The sequence below is a fragment of the Epilithonimonas mollis genome (assembly GCF_900142325.1).
Classification (GTDB): Bacteria; Bacteroidota; Bacteroidia; order Flavobacteriales; family Weeksellaceae; genus Epilithonimonas; species Epilithonimonas mollis.
In genome coordinates this window covers 750,354-765,472 of record NZ_FRAM01000002.1, presented here as the reverse complement: position 1 = coordinate 765,472, position 15,119 = coordinate 750,354, and the positions used below count along the sequence as shown (strand labels likewise).

Below are 15,119 nucleotides of genomic sequence, written 5' to 3'. Positions count from 1 at the left end.
TTTATTGCCTCAGCGATCGCCCTGTTCATAGGACTTGCAGAATGATCATTTTTCAACAAAAAAACGTCACCGGTTGGTAACGTTTTTTATCAGTTTAGTTAAGATAAAATCTTTGATAATACTTATTTTATTTGATAAAACCTCTGCTTCTCAAGAGCGGTTTGATATCTGCCTTATGACCTGTGAATCCTTCAAAAGCTTTGTTCAGGTCTACACTGTTTCCCACGGAAAGAATATATTTTCTGAAACGGTCTCCGTTCTCTCTCGTCACTCCGCCATTTGCTTTGATCCATTCCCATGCATCGGAGTCGAGCGTCTCTGACCAGAGATATGCATAGTAACCCGCCGAATATCCGCCGCCCCAGATGTGTGCAAAGTAAGGTGTATGGTATCTTGGCGGAACCTGCGGAACCAGCAATCCGTACTTATTCAGTGCTTCCTTTTCAAAATCCAGGACAGGAGTCAACTGGCTCTCAGAGGTTATTGTGTGCCAGTTCATATCCAGCGTTGCAGCAGCTACCAGCTCCGTGGTGGCATATCCCTGATTGAAGTTTGCCGCCTTTTTGATCTTATCGATCAAAGCCTGCGGCATCTGCTGCTTGGACTCATAATGAAGGGCATAATTTTTCAGAATCTCCGGCTCCAGCGCAAAATGCTCATTGATCTGCGAAGGGAATTCTACAAAATCCCTTGGCGTATTGGTTCCCGAGATCGAGACATACTTTTGGTCTGCAAACAGACCGTGCAAAGTGTGGCCGAACTCATGGAACATCGTTTCCACATCGTCATAAGATATCAGAGAAGGTTTTCCCGGTGCAGGTTTCTGATAATTAAAAACATTGACGATAACCGGCTTTTGCCCCAACAGATGTGACTGAGGCACAAAGTTATTCATCCATGCACCTCCGCTCTTATTGCTTCTTGTATAAAAATCAAGGTAATATAGCGCCAAAGACTTTCCGTCTCTGTCAAAAACCTCGTAGGCTACAACATCCGGATGATAAACAGGAAGGTCTTTTCTTTCTTTGAAAGTGATGCCATAGAACTTTTCAGCTGCATAGAAAACGCCTTTTTCCAGCACCGTTGTCACCTCGAAATAAGGTTTGATTTCGTTTTCATCCAGGTCATATTTTGCCTTCCTCACCTGTTCAGAATAGAAGTTCCAGTCCCAGGCCTGCACATTGAAACCACCCTTTTGCGCATCGATCATTTTCTGAATCTCTTCTGTTTCTCGATATGCAGTCTCTACTGCAGGTTCTGCCAGCTTGGCCAGAAGACCCATTGCTGCTTCCGGTGTTTTAGCCATCTGATCCTGCAGGCTCCATTCTGCAAAGTTTTTCTTCCCGAAGAGCTGGGCTTTTTGTAATCTTAGTTTTGCTAGTTTCTCAACCGTTTCTCTTGTATCATTTTCATCCCCTTTTTCGGCTCTTGTCCAGGATGCACGGAAGAGCTTTTCTCTCGTATCTCTGTTTTTCAGATTCTGCAGAAGCGGTTGCTGCGTTGTATTCTGCAAAGCCAAAAGATATTTTCCTTTTTGCCCGGCCTGCTCCGCATCTGTTGCAGCAGCAGCAATTTCGTCGGCAGAAAGTCCGTCCAGCTCCTTGACATCAGAAATCAGAACGGCACCTTTTTTTCTGGCTTCCAGCAATTTGTTATTGAATTGTGTTGCCAGAGTAGCCAGTTGCTGGTTGATCTCTTTCAGCTTCTCCTTATTTTCTGCGGAAAGGTTTGCACCGGCTAATTCAAAATTCTGGATATAATACTCTACCAGTCTTTTGCTTTCTGCATCCAGCTTATCGGTTTTTACGGCCTTGATTCTTTTGTAAAGCTTATCATTCAGATAGATCTTATCCGAATGTGAGGCGAAAACCGGGGCATAATCTTCTTCTAATTTCTGAAGTTTATCATTGGTATTGGAGCTGGTAAGATTATAAAAAAGGATTGTTGCTCTTCCTAATGTCTCGCCACTGTTTTCCAGTGCCAGCACGGTATTCTCAAAAGTGGGAGCAGCTGTGTTACTGGTGATCTTATCGATATTCGTTAATTGTTCCTTCAATCCGTAGTCGAACGCTGGCTTGAAATGATCGTCTTTGATCTTATCGAATTCCGGAGCCTGATACTGCAGCGGACTTTTTTTGAGAAAAGGATTGTTGTTCATAGATTGCTGTGTAGTTGCAGATGTTTTTTTCTGCTGGGCATAAGTCATCACATTCCCTGCACCGAATGCAATAAACGTAATAAACAAAGTCGTTTTTATTTGTTTCATATATACTAATTTTCGAAAAGTGCAGGTCTCTGTGTGATCTCGTGGTAACAAATCGAGTTTTCATCAAAAAAATGAAACACCATGCTTTTTCTTGTTTTATTTTTGTTGGTATGTGGCTCGCCGCCGTGCAAAACGTTGGCATGCCAGATGAGCATATCTCCTTTTTTACAGTCAAAGATCTCTTTTTCCAGATTCAGTTCTTTGACTTTCTCTTCCAGCATCACCTCATAGCCTTTATAGCCTTTGTCTCCAAGCATGATGGAATTGCCTTCATTATCATAATCAGAGTTCATGTAATAAGGTAACCTGTGGCTGCCGGGATAATAATGCAGTGCGCCCTGATCTGCACTGATGTCTTCCAATGCAACCCAGACGCCGATCAATCCGCCCAAGGGAAAGGTGGTCATGTGGATACTGTCTGAGTGTGTTTTTTGCTGGCTTCCGTTGATAAAGTTGATGCTTTGGAATAATTTTGTTTTACCATCCAATAGTACATCCAGCAATTCCAGCAAGGACTTTTCCAGGCCTATATCTTTAATAATCTTTGATTTGTGCAAAGCAAACATCAGCTTATTACCATATTTGAATTCTATCTGCTTATTGTCCAGTAAGGACTGAATCTCTGCATTGACCTGATCCGCCTGCTCTTCGGTGATGAAATTCCTGATAACGCTGTAGCCTTTATCAAAAAAATGAAGAAGACTCTGCTGGTTTTCTTCTTTCTGGTTCTTGTAGAATGTGGTTTGCGGGATGGCTTCAGGGTGCTCTTTGCGAATGAATTTGTTTTCAATGCTTTTAAAATCATTGCTAGAGATCGGGGAAAAATAGCTTTTCTTTATATTGTATTTTTTGTAAAGCGGAATATTATGTTTTAATTTTTTTTTATTGAAAATATTAAAGAAGGCGTAGCTTAACTTACTGTTTTTTATAAGAGATAACATAATTATTAAATTTCTACCAAATTTAAAAAATTAAATCCAATAAGGTTTATTTATCTTCGTCATCTTCATCACCGCTCCAGTGATTTTCTTCGAATGAAATACTGTCCAGTGCCAGTAATTCCGCTTCGCGTTCCAGAGATTCGCGCAGAGTGAAAGTAATCATATCTTTGTCTTTCTCCTTCGCCAGTCTTCTGGTCATTGCTTTATCAATCAGCATAAAACGTTTTCCCATTCTTCTCGCCTTGTATTTTCTCATACCATTTTCCTGAAGGATATCAACTGCCATATCAACTGCCGTCCCGAGTGTTTCACGATAGATATTATTCACATTTTTATTGAGGAAATCATAAGCATCGAGGCGGTTTTTGGCTCTTACAAAAATCTTAAGTTCGGGATAATTTTCCTTGGCATAATCCACAAGGAATCTATTTTTCTCCGGATCGTCCAGACAAATCACGAGAAGCTCCGCTTCTTCAATCCCTGCTGCTCTCAACAAAGCTGGTTTGGTAGCATCGCCATAATAAACATTGAAGCCGTTTGATCTCAGCAATGCGACTCTGTCCGGGTCATTATCCAAAACCGTAGAACGGATTCCGTTCGCTTTCAGCAACCGGCCGACCGTACTTCCGAAAAATCCGAATCCGACGATAATAATCTTACGTTGCGCAATGATGCCAAGTTCTGCATTTTCTTCATTTTTCCGGGTTATGAACCGGTCATCGAGAAATTTCTCTTTAAATATCAAAAGCAAAGGTGAGATACACATTGTAATCGCTACAATCGCCATTAACTCGGAGTTGGCCTGATAGTCTATCAGATACAGACTGGCTGCGAAATTTACCAGAACAAAGGCAAATTCTCCCACCTGCGACAATGCAAAGGCCAGGAAAAAACTCTGTTCGTTGTTCATTTTATAATATCTTCCTACTCCATACAAAACAACTGCTTTGATCGCCAGAACTATAAAAGCCGCAGAGAAGATAAATACAGGTTTAGAAACAATAATATTAAAGTTAATCGTTGCCCCAACACTTACAAAAAATACCGCTAACAACAATCCTTTAAACGGGTCGATATCACTTTCCAGCTCATGGCGAAACTCACTGTTTGCCAACATTACGCCAGCAATGAAGGCTCCTAGAGCAGGACTTAAACCAGCTGAAATCATCAGTTCGGAAACGCCTATAACAAGAAATAAGGATGCGGCTGTCAGCAATTCGTTCAGTCCGGATCTGGAAACAAATCTAAGAAACGGAATAAAGATATATCTGCCCAAAAGAATCAATGCCAATACGCCTAAGATCACGGTGAAAGGCTGAAGCCAATCCGGCAGATACTGCAATAGAATCTCCTGATGCTCTGCCTGTTTTACTGCACTTTCTGATCTGGAAAGAAATGGTAACAGTGCCAGAATGGGAATTACAGCTATATCCTGAAATAATAAAATTGAAAAAGAAGACTCGCCGCTGACGGTCCGGAAAAGATTTTTTTCCTTCAGGGTTTGCAGTACAATAGCGGTGGACGACATTGCAAAACAGAGTGAAATAATCAATGATTTTTTCAATCCAAATCCTGCAATGAAAAAGACAATAAAGATGCCGACAATGCTTAATAGCATCTGGCTGAGACCAAGTCCCAGAATTCGTTTTCTGATTTGCCACAGCTTATGGGGTTCCAGTTCCAGCCCTACTAAAAATAACAGCATCACTACGCCGAGTTCCGACGCATGCATGATATCTTCCGCATCTCGTCCTGTCAGCTGCAGACAAAACGGACCAATCAAAATCCCGCCAAGAATATAACCAATGACCGAACTCAAACCAAGTTTTTTCCCCAACGGCACCATAATGATAGCCGCTCCAAGAAAAATCAGGATGGTCATTGCTATAGAATTCTGCATTTACTTTATTTTGAGTGTTTCCGATAACGCCTGGCATTGAAGGTCGAGATCTTCCTCTGTCAGATTATCAGCATTATAGATGACGTGGATTTTTTTCAGATCAATGTTATTGACATCCAGAGACACCTTCAGTCCGGAAAGTAGTTCTTCTACGTTTGCTTTGAACTTGCCCTCCGGCGAATAGTTGATTTCTTTTCCACCGACGCTTGTAATGATGAGCGCATCTTTTCCAGAAAGGATATTCAGACCGTTTTCAGAAATCCAGCGCATATCAAAAACCTCATCGATCCATAGTTTCAGCAAAGGTGGCATTCCAAACCAAATAATTGGAAAATGAAAAATAATCCGTTCATATTCTACAATTCTTTTTCTCTCGCGAAATGGCTGAATATGAAAATCGGGGTAATCCTCGTACAAATCCCGAAGTGTAACATTGTCCATACCATCATAACATTCTAACAATCTAACATTTGTGGTAGAATGTTCGAAGTAAGGATGCGCAAATAGAACCAATGTTTTTTTCAAAGAAATCTCGATTTTCGTAAAAATAGTGATTTTTTCCTTTGAAATCAAGATTCAGACCATTACGAAATTGAGAATAATTTTGTGGATGAGGATTATTTTGGGATATTTGGGAAATTAAATTTAATAATATGTTTAATCTTCAATCAACTAAGTTAATTAATATCTCATTGCCTAGTCTATATAGATATATGGACAAGAAATATTCTGATTTATTTTTTAAACATGGAATTATTAGAATTAGTTCTTTCGATAGATTCAGAAAATATCCTGACGAAATAAGAGGAGATACAAATGAGGGAGGAGGTATTTACGAGACATTTTCAAATGAAGGAACTCAAAATTTGATAATGACAAATACCAGTCAAAATGCCTATATGCTTTGTTCAAGTTTACATTTTAGTAACGATTTAATGAACGAATTTAAAGTTGATTCTTGTGTAAGAATTAAAGATCCTATCTCATTTGTGAATGCAATTTTAAATGCAATACCTGGCACAAATGAAGCTTTTTTAGGATTTTGCAATTATAAAGATTACAGAGTTATAAGTAAGATTATTTCACCTTTTTCTGATTTAGATGATTTAAGTGATAGAGGAACCGTAACAATAGGTGGTCCAAATTTCAATGCAAGGGTACAGGAAACTATTGGAAATGGAATGGATTTGATGTTTTTAAAAGAAATAAAATATCAGACACAAAATGAGTTTCGTTTTGTTTGGAAAATTGATAACAGATATTTTGAAATGGAAGATTTTATTGATATAAAATGTAAAGAAGCTATACAGTATTGCGAAATTGTAAATGATTAGAATTAAAAACCCGAACAAAAATCCGGGTTTTATTATCTATTTCGAAGCTAAAAGCAAAAAAGCTACTTGCCATTAGCTATTTTACCATCCACCAGAAGCACCGCCGCCGCCGAAACTTCCGCCGCCGCCGAAACCGCCAAAGCCTCCACCTCCACTACTTCCGCCGCCAAAGCCACCACCGCCGAAACTTCCCGGAAATGGAAAAAATCCGCCACGGTATCTGCGGCTTCCGCGCCTTGATAAGATCACATCGTCATCGTCATTATTACCCCAGCCGTTTCCACCATTTTTATTGATAATGCTGAAAAGAATAATGATGATAATGACAATCAGAATCACAGATCCGATGTTGATTCCTCCATCACTTTTGTGTTTCTTGACAATAGGTTTGAATTTTCCCTGAACCGCTTCCATAATCGCAGAAGTTCCACGGTCAATTCCATTATAAAATTCGCCTTTCCGGAAAGCCGGTGTCACCAGATAATCCAGGATCTGACCTGCCACGGAAGCTGTCAAATATTGCTCAACAGCTCGACCTTGCTGGATCGACATTTTTTTGTCTTCTGTTGCAATTAGGAAAACTACGCCATTATCTACACCTTTTTGTCCGATTCCCCATTTTTCGCCGTACATCGTTGCGAGGTAATTTACATCTTCACCACTTGTCGTTGGCAGAATAATGACCTCGATCTCTGTAGATGTAGAATCGGAGAACTTGATTAGTTTTTGATTCAGCGCATCTTTTTCTGTTTCGGATAACAATCCTGCTTTATCATAAACAGGATAGAGAACCGCAGGTTTTTCCGGCACCAGCTGAGCTTTGGAAAACAATCCAAAAACCAGTAATAGTGCGACAATATATCGTTTAAGAGAAGCTGATATCATTGGATAATTCATTGATATTTTCCCCGGAGATTGGGAAATATTTTTTCAGTTCGAGGCCGGTTCTCAGGATGGCATCATTCAGACCTTTGCAATAATTTTTTTTTGAGAATTCTGCTGTTATTTCGTCATGTAGATTATCCCAGAACTGTTGTTTTACTTTTTTATGAATGCCTTCATCTCCGATAATCGTGAGATAATGCTGTTCGAAATTGACATAGAATAAAACGCCATTTCTTTCTTTGGTGAGATGCATCTCCAGAGAACGGAAAACAGTAAACGCCTTTTTGGCAAAATCATCCTCAGCAGTGGAATCTATGTGCACACGTATCTCTCCGGAAGATTGATCCTCAGCTATTTTGATGGCCTCCACAAGGGAAGCCATCTCTGTATCTGTAAGAAACTGATTCATTATTCTGAAAAAACACTTGGCGCTTTTTCTGCACCAGCTTCAGCTTTGAATGTAGGTTTAACACTGAACTTCGGGAAGAAAGCCGCAACGATATTTCCCGGGAAGGTTTCTACAAGATTGTTGAAACTTTTCACAGAACCGTTGTAGTAAACCGTTTCTGAGCGGATGCTATTTTCAATCGCTGTATATTCTCTTTGGAAATTGATGTATTGCTGATCAGCTTTCAGGTCAGGATATTTTTCCACAACCATAAGCAATCTTCCCAATGCACCGCTCAGCTGTCCCTGAGCCTGCTGGAACTTTGCCATATCTGCTTCTGTCATATTGGTAGGATCCACATTAACAGCAGTTGCTTTTGCTCTGGCTTCTACAACCTGGGTCAAAGTTTCCTGTTCAAATTTCGCGTAAGATTTTACCGTTCTTTCCAGATTCGGAATCAGATTCGCTCTTTTTTGGTAAACCGTTTCTACGTTGGCCCATTTCTCAAGAACATCGTTATTAGCCTGAACCATATAATTATATCTTCCGGAACCCCAGAAAACGACAACCGCTATTAATCCTAAAATTACTGCTATTACAATACAACCTTTACCTTTCATAGTTTGATGTGTTTTAAAATTTTTAATTAAATCAAATATACAAATTATATATATCCGCTAAATTTATTTTTCAGAAACCTTGACTTGCTCCCAAAGCTGATCCATTTCCACAAGATTCAAATTAGATAAAATTAAGTTTTTGCTTAAAGCCAATTCCTCCATTTTCTGAAATCTGGAAATGAATTTCGAATTCGTTTTTTCCAAAGCTGTGTCCGCATTCAGTCCGGAGATTCTGGCATAATTAATCAACGAGAAAAAAACATCGCCCAATTCCAATTCTTTTTTATCCTTGTCGGTTTCCTGATGGAACTCCTGCAATTCCTCCCGAACTTTTGCCCAGGCATCATCCGCAGAATCAAATTCAAAACCGATCCCTTTCACTTTATCCTGGATTCTGTAAGCTTTGATAATTGGTGGCAAACCTTTCGGAACACCTTCTAAAACCGACTTATTTCCTTCCTTCAGTTTTAGTTTTTCCCAATTTTGCTTCACCGCTTCTTCATCCTCTGCAACTGCATCGCCGTAAATATGAGGATGACGGAAAATCAATTTTTCGTTCAAAGCATTGATGACATCAGCGATATCAAAACTCTTCTTTTCTGAGCCTATTTTTGCATAAAAGACCAGATGCAAGAGCACATCGCCTAACTCCTTTTTGATTTCCTGCAAATCCTCATTCAGAAGCGCATCAGACAATTCATAAGTTTCCTCCAAAGTCAAATGCCGCAAGGTGTCGAACGTCTGTTTTTGGTCCCACGGACATTTCTCCCGCAAGTCGTCCATTATATCGAGAAGCCTTCCAAAAGCCTCCATTTTTTCCTGTCTAGTATTCATTTTCAATATTTATTTGGGCGCATATTTCCGCGCTCCGTTGCCGCTTTTTTCCGTCATTGCGAACAAATTTCTCATCAACTTTCAACCGACAATCATCAACCAAATTAATGAGATTTATTCTGCAACATCGGAACAAATTTGTAAACACCAAATTCCTCTTTCTCAAACTGAGTGTCAGAAATTTTCGTGAACCTGTAAAGGATCTGTTCATCCGTTTTACCTAAGGGAATCACCATTTTCCCACCGACTTTCAGTTGTTTCAATAGTTCGGTTGGGAGAATTTCTGCGCCGCAGGTTACCAACACTTTATTAAAAGGAGCAAACGTTGGCAAACCAGCAAATCCATCTCCAAAGCTCTGGAACTTTGGCCTTATATTCAATTCTCTGAAAATCTTTGTAGAAAAATCATACAAATCCTTTTGACGCTCAACCGTATAAACCAAAGCTTTCATCTGGATTAAAACTGCAGTCTGATAACCGCATCCAGTCCCTATTTCCAATATTTTTTCGCCTTCATTCACTTCCAGCAATTCGGTTTGTTCGGCTACGGTTGACGGATGAGAAATCGTCTGTTTCGCAGCAATCGGGAAAGCGCGGTCTTCGTAAGCATAATCTTCGAAAACACTTTCTATAAAGAGATGTCTCGGCACTTCGTTCATCGCATTCAAAACAAAAGAATCTGTAATCCCGATTTTCTGATGAAGATAATCGATCAATTGTTTTCTTTTGCCTTTATGAACATAAGTATCTTTCATTATTAGTTTCAGTTAATGCTAATATCCTGCAATTTCGGAATGAAATTTTTAAAAAACAAACATAAATCATAAATTTAAAAATTATCAAAAAATTAACATTGATGTAAGATAAAGTTCATAGCTTTGATTGTTTTTTTATGAAAAATTCAAGCTTATATACAATTAAATGAATGAAAGAATGAATGTTATGCAGAAAATTCGTGCTTATATCAAAGGAACTGGTTCGTATGTTCCACCAAAAATCCTAAAGAATGATTTTTTTGAAAAAGTAGGTTCGTCTGACGAATGGATTTTTAAGAATCTGGGAATCAGAGAACGCCGGATTGCCGAAGGTGAAGTTACCAGCGACTTGGCTTACAAAGCCGGATTGCGCGCTTTAGAAAATACAGATGTATCGCCAAAAGACATCGACCTTATCATTGTTGCCACTTCTACTCCGGACAGACAAGCGCCATCAACCGCATGTTTTGTGCAGGAAAAGATGGATGCGCCACGAGCGGTTGCCTTTGATATTTCTGCAGTCTGTTCCGGCGGACTTTACGGTATCGCCATCGGTTGCCAGTTTATCGAAACAGGAATGTACAACAATGTATTGGTAATCGGCGCTGATACATTTTCAACCATTACCGATTGGGAAAGAAAAGATTCAGTGTTTTTTGGGGACGGCGCCGGTGCGATTTTGTTATCTGCTACAACGGAAGATAAAGGCTTTTTCGATTTCAAACTGCACGCAGACGGAACCGGGAAATATCATTTTAATATTCCCGCTGGCGGTTCCGAAATGCCAGCTTCGGAAGAAACATTAAAACAAAAACTTCACTATTTTCAAATGAATGGAAAAGAAGTTTTTGAAACGGCGACTAAAGTTTTGCCAGAAACAATCAATGAAATTCTGGAAGCCAACCACTTGACTTCTGAAAATGTCGATTGGGTGATTCCTCACCAGCCAAGCATCAGAATTCTTCAGGAAACTGCCAGAAAAACCAATATTCCATTCGAAAAAGTGATGACGAATATGGACAAATACGCCAATACATCCGGCGGAACCATCCCAATTGTCCTGGATGAAACTTATAAAAGTGGAAAAATCCAACCCGGAAATCTATTGCTTTTCGCAGCTGTTGGTTCCGGCTGGACCTGGGGAACTGCACTTTATAAAGTATAATTGATAATTGATAATTGATAATTGATAATTGATAATTGATAATTGATAATTGATAATTGATAATTGATAATTGATAATTGATAATTGATAATTGATTAGTAAAATAAATCCATACGGGATTATAAATCTATAATCTATTCGTCTATAATCTATAAGTCTCAAAAAAATGTTAGATAATCAAACTTTTTTAATTACCGGCATTGCAGATGAAAACTCATTAGCAATGAAAACTGCCGAAAAAATTCTTGCGAATAACGGAAAGGTGGTTTGCACAGGATTAGGCGTGACACCTTTTCACAAAAATCTTTCCGAAAAAGCAGAATCTTTTCTCAATAAAAACTATGAAGATTTCGAAAACGCTTGTAAAAAAGTATTGGGAAATGATGTTTACACCGCGCCGCTCGATGTCACTTTACCAGAAAGTTTAAGCCATTTTGCTGATGATCTGAAAACAAAAAACATCCAACTGAACGGATTTCTACATGCCATTGCAATGGATAAAACCATCAGAAACAAATCCGTGAAACCAATGCTGGAAGTAACTGCTGAAGAATTTAACGATACGATGAATGTTTCCGCATTTTCATTGGTTACGCTTTGCCACGCATTGCTCGCCAATGGTGTTTTGCAAAATGGCGCTTCGATTGTTTCATTAAGTTATATTGCTGCGGAGAAAGTTTCATTTTTTCCTTATATCAATATGAGTATCGCAAAAGCGGCGCTGGAAAGATTGACCATTGAAATGGCTTATGAGCTCGGAAAGAAGTACGGAATCCGCGCCAATGCCATCAGATTTTCTCCATATATGGGAAGTAAAGCCGGCAACGCCACTTTGAAAATTGAAGATGTGGAAAGAGCGAACAGAATCAGTCCGTTGGGAAATGCTTTGCCAGAAGATTTGGCGCACGAGGTTGTTCACCTTTTCCGAAAAAAAACCAGGATCACAGGCGAAATCCGTCATGTTGATGGTGGGTTTCATATTATGGGGTGATTTGGGTTGGAGAGTTGGAGAGTGAGAAATTATAAAAGTCTTCGACTACGCTCAGACTAACAAATCTAATAATTATCTTAAGCTGAGGCTCTCGAAGCCTTTAAACTGAGACATCTCGCAGATTGGGCAGATTTAGCAGATTATTTTTTTAAATCTGCGTCATTTGCTAAATCTGCGAGAAACCTAAATTAATAACAGATTCAAGTTACAAGTTTTGTGGCTTGATTTTTTATTTGGTTAAATTGCATCATCAAAATTATTTTAAAATTTATGAGACAAATAAAAACGGCTTTGTTGGCTTACGGCGGTTCGGGGAAATTGTTCCACGCACCGTTTCTTGAGGTCAATGATGGATTTGAATTGATAGGCGCCTACGAACGAAGCACAAAAAATATACAAACTGATTATCCAAATGTTAAAAGTTTCGATACTCTTGAAGGAGTTCTGGAAAGTGATGCGGAATTAGTTGTGGTCAATACACCAATCGACACGCATTTTGAGTTTACGAAGAACGTTTTGGAAGCCGGGAAACACGCTTTGGTAGAAAAAGCTTTCACGACAACTTCCGAAGAAGCAGAGGAATTGCACAAACTCGCCAAAGAAAAAAATCTGAAACTTTGTGTCTATCAAAACCGACGATATGACAGCGATTTCCGAACTGTGAAAAAGGTTTTGAAAGAAAATTATTTGGGAGAAATCGTGGAAGCAGAAATACGTTTCGAAAGATATAACCCTGAACTGAGTCCAAAAGCGTGGAAAGAAAACGGAAATCCCGGCGCAAGTATTTTGATGGATCTGGGTTCACACGTCATTGATCAGGCTTTAACATTATTTGGAAATCCAGAAAAGGTTTTTGCTGACATCAGAAGAATAAGAGAAAATACGCAGATTGATGATTATTTCGATATTTTGCTTTACTATTCTGACAAGCGTGTGCGATTGAAATCCAGTTTTTTTGTAAAAGAAATGACGCCTGCATTTGTTCTTCACGGCAAAAAAGGAAGCTTTCTGAAACACAGAGCTGACGTCCAGGAAGATGAACTGAAACTAGGCAAAATTCCGAATCGTGAAAACTGGGGAAACGAACCTGAGGACAAAACCGGACTTTTGGTCTACAACGACAGAGTTGTGAATTTCCCGACTTTACAAGGAAACTATCTGGATTTCTATGATGATCTTTACAATGCCATCGTTTATGATAAAAAAGTTCCGGTTACTACAAAACAAGCCTTACATACGATGAAAGTGATTGAAGCCGCGAAGGAAAGTTCTGAGAAAGGAGAAGTTGTATTTTTATAATTGAATCTTTAAGTTTCTCATATTTTATGTAAATTTGATATAAATAATTCCAAAATGAGTTCTGCTGAATTACAATTAAAATTAGATGTGATTAATCAAATAACCGAATTGAAGGAAATTCGAGTGATAAAACAAATCAAAAAACTTTTGGATTTTGAATTGGATGAAGAGATTTATTTATTATCACAACAGCAGGAAAGTAGAATTGCAGAAGCTAGAAAAGAATATGCAAATGGAGAAATATCCACTGGTGAAGAAGTGAAAAAAGAAATTGAACAATGGCTAAACGAAAAATAGTCTGGACAAATTCTGCAAAATTAGAACTTAAAGAGATTTTAATTTATTGGGCCAATAAAACCAAATCTAAAACTTACAGTAAAAAACTTAATGATCTATTTACGGAAGCCGTCGATTTGTTATCGCTTCATCCAAAAATTGGAAGAACAACAAATGATAAAAATTCTAGTATTAGCATTGTTCGAAATTATTTGATTTTCTATGAAATCAACGCAAAAGAGATAATCATATTATCAATTTGGGATGCAAGACGAGATGAAAAACAAACTGATTTCGACTATTCTTGATCAAACAACAATGACAAGACTCAGAAACTTCAAAAATTCCGGGTCTTTTTTTATTTGGATTTGTGATAATTCTTAAATTTACCTCCTTAAGAAAAATAAGCTATGAAATCGCCGTGATTCGGAATTGCAAATACCGATAAATTTTAGCGATTGCATATGACCATAAAAATAATCTAAATCAACATATGATAAAAGCAGGACTTGTAGGTGCGGGACATCTCGGTAAAATCCATTTGAGATTACTGAATCAATCTGAGAAATACGAACTGGTTGGTTTCCACGATAAAGATGCGGAAAACGGAAGAAAACTTGAGGCGGAATTGGGTTATAAATATTTTGAAAGCTTCGAGGATTTGCTGAACGAAATCGAGATGCTGGATATTGTAACGCCAACGCTTTATCATTATAATTACGCATTGAAAGCGATTGAAAAAGGCATTCATTTTTTTATCGAAAAACCTGTGACTCAGACGCTTGAACAAGCGGAAGAAATTCTTTACAAATGCAGAGAATTTGGGATCAAGGCGCAGGTTGGTCACGTGGAACGCTATAATCCGGCTTTTATTGGGGCTAAAGATTATATTCAGAATCCAATGTTTATCGAGATTCACAGATTGGCGGAATTCAATCCGAGAGGAACGGATGTTTCCGTAGTTTTGGATCTGATGATTCACGATCTGGATATTTTGTTGAGTTTGGTAAAATCCAGAGTGAAACTGATCCACGCCAGCGGTGTTTCCGTGGTGAGTAAAACACCAGACATTTGCAACGCGAGAATAGAGTTCGAAAATGGTTGCGTAGCTAATCTCACGACTTCCAGAATATCGATGAAAGCGATGCGAAAATCCAGATTTTTCCAACAGGATGCTTATGTTTCTGTAGATTTCCTGGAGAAAAAAGCAGAAGTAATCCGAATGAAACCAGCGCCGGAAAATCCGTCCGACTTCGATATGATTATCGAAAATGCGGAAGGCGAGAAAAACCAAATTCTTTTCGAATATCCAAATATTCAGCCGAATAATGCGATTCTGGATGAGTTGGAAAGTTTTGCCAACGCTATAGAAAATAATGTTCCGGTAGAAGTTTCTTTGGAAGATGGAACCGAAGCACTGAAAGTGGCTTTGGAGATTATGAGATTGATAAATAAATAATATATC

Annotated in this window: 16 protein-coding genes; 7 read left to right on the top strand and 9 right to left on the bottom strand. The window is 38.7% G+C overall.

The features are described 5' to 3' along the window. Nucleotides 1–127 precede the first annotated feature (127 nt). From BUA97_RS11130 to BUA97_RS11115, 4 genes are all read right to left on the bottom strand, one after another. Nucleotides 128–2,206, bottom strand: a complete 2,079-nt coding sequence (locus tag BUA97_RS11130) for a M3 family metallopeptidase (protein ID WP_245795904.1) — start codon at nucleotides 2,204–2,206, stop codon at nucleotides 128–130. Nucleotides 2,207–2,271: 65 nt separating this feature from the next. After that, on the bottom strand, nucleotides 2,272–3,207 hold the full coding sequence (locus tag BUA97_RS11125; RefSeq protein WP_084081311.1) for a phytanoyl-CoA dioxygenase family protein: 936 nt from the start codon (nucleotides 3,205–3,207) through the stop codon (nucleotides 2,272–2,274). A 46-nt stretch (nucleotides 3,208–3,253) separates the two neighbouring features. Further along, complete coding sequence (locus tag BUA97_RS11120) at nucleotides 3,254–5,107, bottom strand: cation:proton antiporter domain-containing protein (protein WP_072998000.1); 1,854 nt, start codon at nucleotides 5,105–5,107, stop codon at nucleotides 3,254–3,256. Next, the gene (locus BUA97_RS11115) at nucleotides 5,108–5,632 is read right to left on the bottom strand and encodes an NAD(P)H-dependent oxidoreductase (protein WP_072998613.1); all 525 of its coding nucleotides are present in this window, start codon (nucleotides 5,630–5,632) and stop codon (nucleotides 5,108–5,110) included. 188 nt (nucleotides 5,633–5,820) lie between these two features. Here BUA97_RS11115 and BUA97_RS11110 point away from each other — a divergent pair, with 188 nt between their 5' ends. Then, complete coding sequence (locus BUA97_RS11110; protein WP_072997998.1) at nucleotides 5,821–6,441, top strand: hypothetical protein; 621 nt, start codon at nucleotides 5,821–5,823, stop codon at nucleotides 6,439–6,441. 81 nt (nucleotides 6,442–6,522) lie between these two features. Here the strand turns inward: BUA97_RS11110 and BUA97_RS11105 are convergent, their stop codons facing one another. The 5 genes from BUA97_RS11105 to BUA97_RS11085 form a co-directional block, all read right to left on the bottom strand. After that, the gene (locus tag BUA97_RS11105) at nucleotides 6,523–7,326 is read right to left on the bottom strand and encodes a TPM domain-containing protein (protein WP_072998611.1); all 804 of its coding nucleotides are present in this window, start codon (nucleotides 7,324–7,326) and stop codon (nucleotides 6,523–6,525) included. Then, nucleotides 7,307–7,735 (bottom strand): TPM domain-containing protein, encoded by a 429-nt coding sequence (locus BUA97_RS11100; protein ID WP_394332926.1) that lies wholly within the window; start codon nucleotides 7,733–7,735, stop codon nucleotides 7,307–7,309. The genes BUA97_RS11105 and BUA97_RS11100 overlap by 20 nt, the downstream gene beginning before the upstream one ends. Further along, nucleotides 7,735–8,334, bottom strand: coding sequence for a LemA family protein (locus tag BUA97_RS11095; RefSeq protein WP_072997990.1), 600 nt, complete (start codon nucleotides 8,332–8,334; stop codon nucleotides 7,735–7,737). Before BUA97_RS11095 ends, BUA97_RS11100 begins: the two co-directional genes overlap by 1 nt. Before the next feature lie 63 nt (nucleotides 8,335–8,397). Continuing rightward, complete coding sequence (gene mazG, locus BUA97_RS11090; RefSeq protein WP_072997986.1) at nucleotides 8,398–9,168, bottom strand: nucleoside triphosphate pyrophosphohydrolase; 771 nt, start codon at nucleotides 9,166–9,168, stop codon at nucleotides 8,398–8,400. A gap of 104 nt (nucleotides 9,169–9,272) precedes the next feature. Beyond that, the gene (locus BUA97_RS11085; protein WP_072997983.1) at nucleotides 9,273–9,923 is read right to left on the bottom strand and encodes a protein-L-isoaspartate(D-aspartate) O-methyltransferase; all 651 of its coding nucleotides are present in this window, start codon (nucleotides 9,921–9,923) and stop codon (nucleotides 9,273–9,275) included. 187 nt (nucleotides 9,924–10,110) lie between these two features. Here BUA97_RS11085 and BUA97_RS11080 point away from each other — a divergent pair, with 187 nt between their 5' ends. The 6 genes from BUA97_RS11080 (at nucleotide 10,111) to BUA97_RS11050 (ending at nucleotide 15,113) form a co-directional block, all read left to right on the top strand. Next, entirely contained in the window at nucleotides 10,111–11,088 is a 978-nt protein-coding gene (locus BUA97_RS11080) for a 3-oxoacyl-ACP synthase III family protein (protein WP_072998607.1), read from the top strand. Nucleotides 11,089–11,254: 166 nt separating this feature from the next. Continuing rightward, complete coding sequence (locus BUA97_RS11070) at nucleotides 11,255–12,079, top strand: SDR family oxidoreductase (protein WP_072997979.1); 825 nt, start codon at nucleotides 11,255–11,257, stop codon at nucleotides 12,077–12,079. Between the two features lie 270 nt (nucleotides 12,080–12,349). Beyond that, on the top strand, nucleotides 12,350–13,378 hold the full coding sequence (locus BUA97_RS11065; protein ID WP_072997975.1) for a Gfo/Idh/MocA family oxidoreductase: 1,029 nt from the start codon (nucleotides 12,350–12,352) through the stop codon (nucleotides 13,376–13,378). 54 nt (nucleotides 13,379–13,432) lie between these two features. Next, nucleotides 13,433–13,675 carry a hypothetical protein gene (locus tag BUA97_RS11060; protein WP_072997971.1) on the top strand — a complete coding sequence of 81 codons (243 nt, stop codon included), beginning with the start codon at nucleotides 13,433–13,435 and terminating at the stop codon, nucleotides 13,673–13,675. Next, the gene (locus BUA97_RS11055; RefSeq protein ID WP_072997967.1) at nucleotides 13,657–13,962 is read left to right on the top strand and encodes a type II toxin-antitoxin system RelE/ParE family toxin; all 306 of its coding nucleotides are present in this window, start codon (nucleotides 13,657–13,659) and stop codon (nucleotides 13,960–13,962) included. The genes BUA97_RS11060 and BUA97_RS11055 overlap by 19 nt, the downstream gene beginning before the upstream one ends. Before the next feature lie 185 nt (nucleotides 13,963–14,147). Continuing rightward, nucleotides 14,148–15,113 carry a Gfo/Idh/MocA family protein gene (locus tag BUA97_RS11050; RefSeq protein WP_072997964.1) on the top strand — a complete coding sequence of 322 codons (966 nt, stop codon included), beginning with the start codon at nucleotides 14,148–14,150 and terminating at the stop codon, nucleotides 15,111–15,113. The last annotated feature ends 6 nt before the right edge of the window (nucleotides 15,114–15,119 follow it).

Excerpts from the sequence above, each read along its gene's own strand:
- mazG (WP_072997986.1), bottom strand. The coding sequence starts at position 9,168 with ATGAATACTAGACAGGAAAAAATGGAGGCTTTTGGAAGGCTTCTCGAT.
- BUA97_RS11100 (WP_394332926.1), bottom strand. The coding sequence starts at position 7,735 with ATGAATCAGTTTCTTACAGATACAGAGATGGCTTCCCTTGTGGAGGCC.
- BUA97_RS11060 (WP_072997971.1), top strand. The coding sequence starts at position 13,433 with ATGAGTTCTGCTGAATTACAATTAAAATTAGATGTGATTAATCAAATA.
- BUA97_RS11080 (WP_072998607.1), top strand. The coding sequence starts at position 10,111 with ATGCAGAAAATTCGTGCTTATATCAAAGGAACTGGTTCGTATGTTCCA.
- BUA97_RS11085 (WP_072997983.1), bottom strand. The coding sequence starts at position 9,923 with ATGAAAGATACTTATGTTCATAAAGGCAAAAGAAAACAATTGATCGAT.
- BUA97_RS11105 (WP_072998611.1), bottom strand. The coding sequence starts at position 7,326 with ATGATATCAGCTTCTCTTAAACGATATATTGTCGCACTATTACTGGTT.
- BUA97_RS11130 (WP_245795904.1), bottom strand. The coding sequence starts at position 2,206 with ATGACTTATGCCCAGCAGAAAAAAACATCTGCAACTACACAGCAATCT.
- BUA97_RS11065 (WP_072997975.1), top strand. The coding sequence starts at position 12,350 with ATGAGACAAATAAAAACGGCTTTGTTGGCTTACGGCGGTTCGGGGAAA.
- BUA97_RS11110 (WP_072997998.1), top strand. The coding sequence starts at position 5,821 with ATGGACAAGAAATATTCTGATTTATTTTTTAAACATGGAATTATTAGA.
- BUA97_RS11125 (WP_084081311.1), bottom strand. The coding sequence starts at position 3,207 with ATGTTATCTCTTATAAAAAACAGTAAGTTAAGCTACGCCTTCTTTAAT.
- BUA97_RS11070 (WP_072997979.1), top strand. The coding sequence starts at position 11,255 with ATGTTAGATAATCAAACTTTTTTAATTACCGGCATTGCAGATGAAAAC.
- BUA97_RS11120 (WP_072998000.1), bottom strand. The coding sequence starts at position 5,107 with ATGCAGAATTCTATAGCAATGACCATCCTGATTTTTCTTGGAGCGGCT.
- BUA97_RS11095 (WP_072997990.1), bottom strand. The coding sequence starts at position 8,334 with ATGAAAGGTAAAGGTTGTATTGTAATAGCAGTAATTTTAGGATTAATA.
- BUA97_RS11055 (WP_072997967.1), top strand. The coding sequence starts at position 13,657 with ATGGCTAAACGAAAAATAGTCTGGACAAATTCTGCAAAATTAGAACTT.
- BUA97_RS11050 (WP_072997964.1), top strand. The coding sequence starts at position 14,148 with ATGATAAAAGCAGGACTTGTAGGTGCGGGACATCTCGGTAAAATCCAT.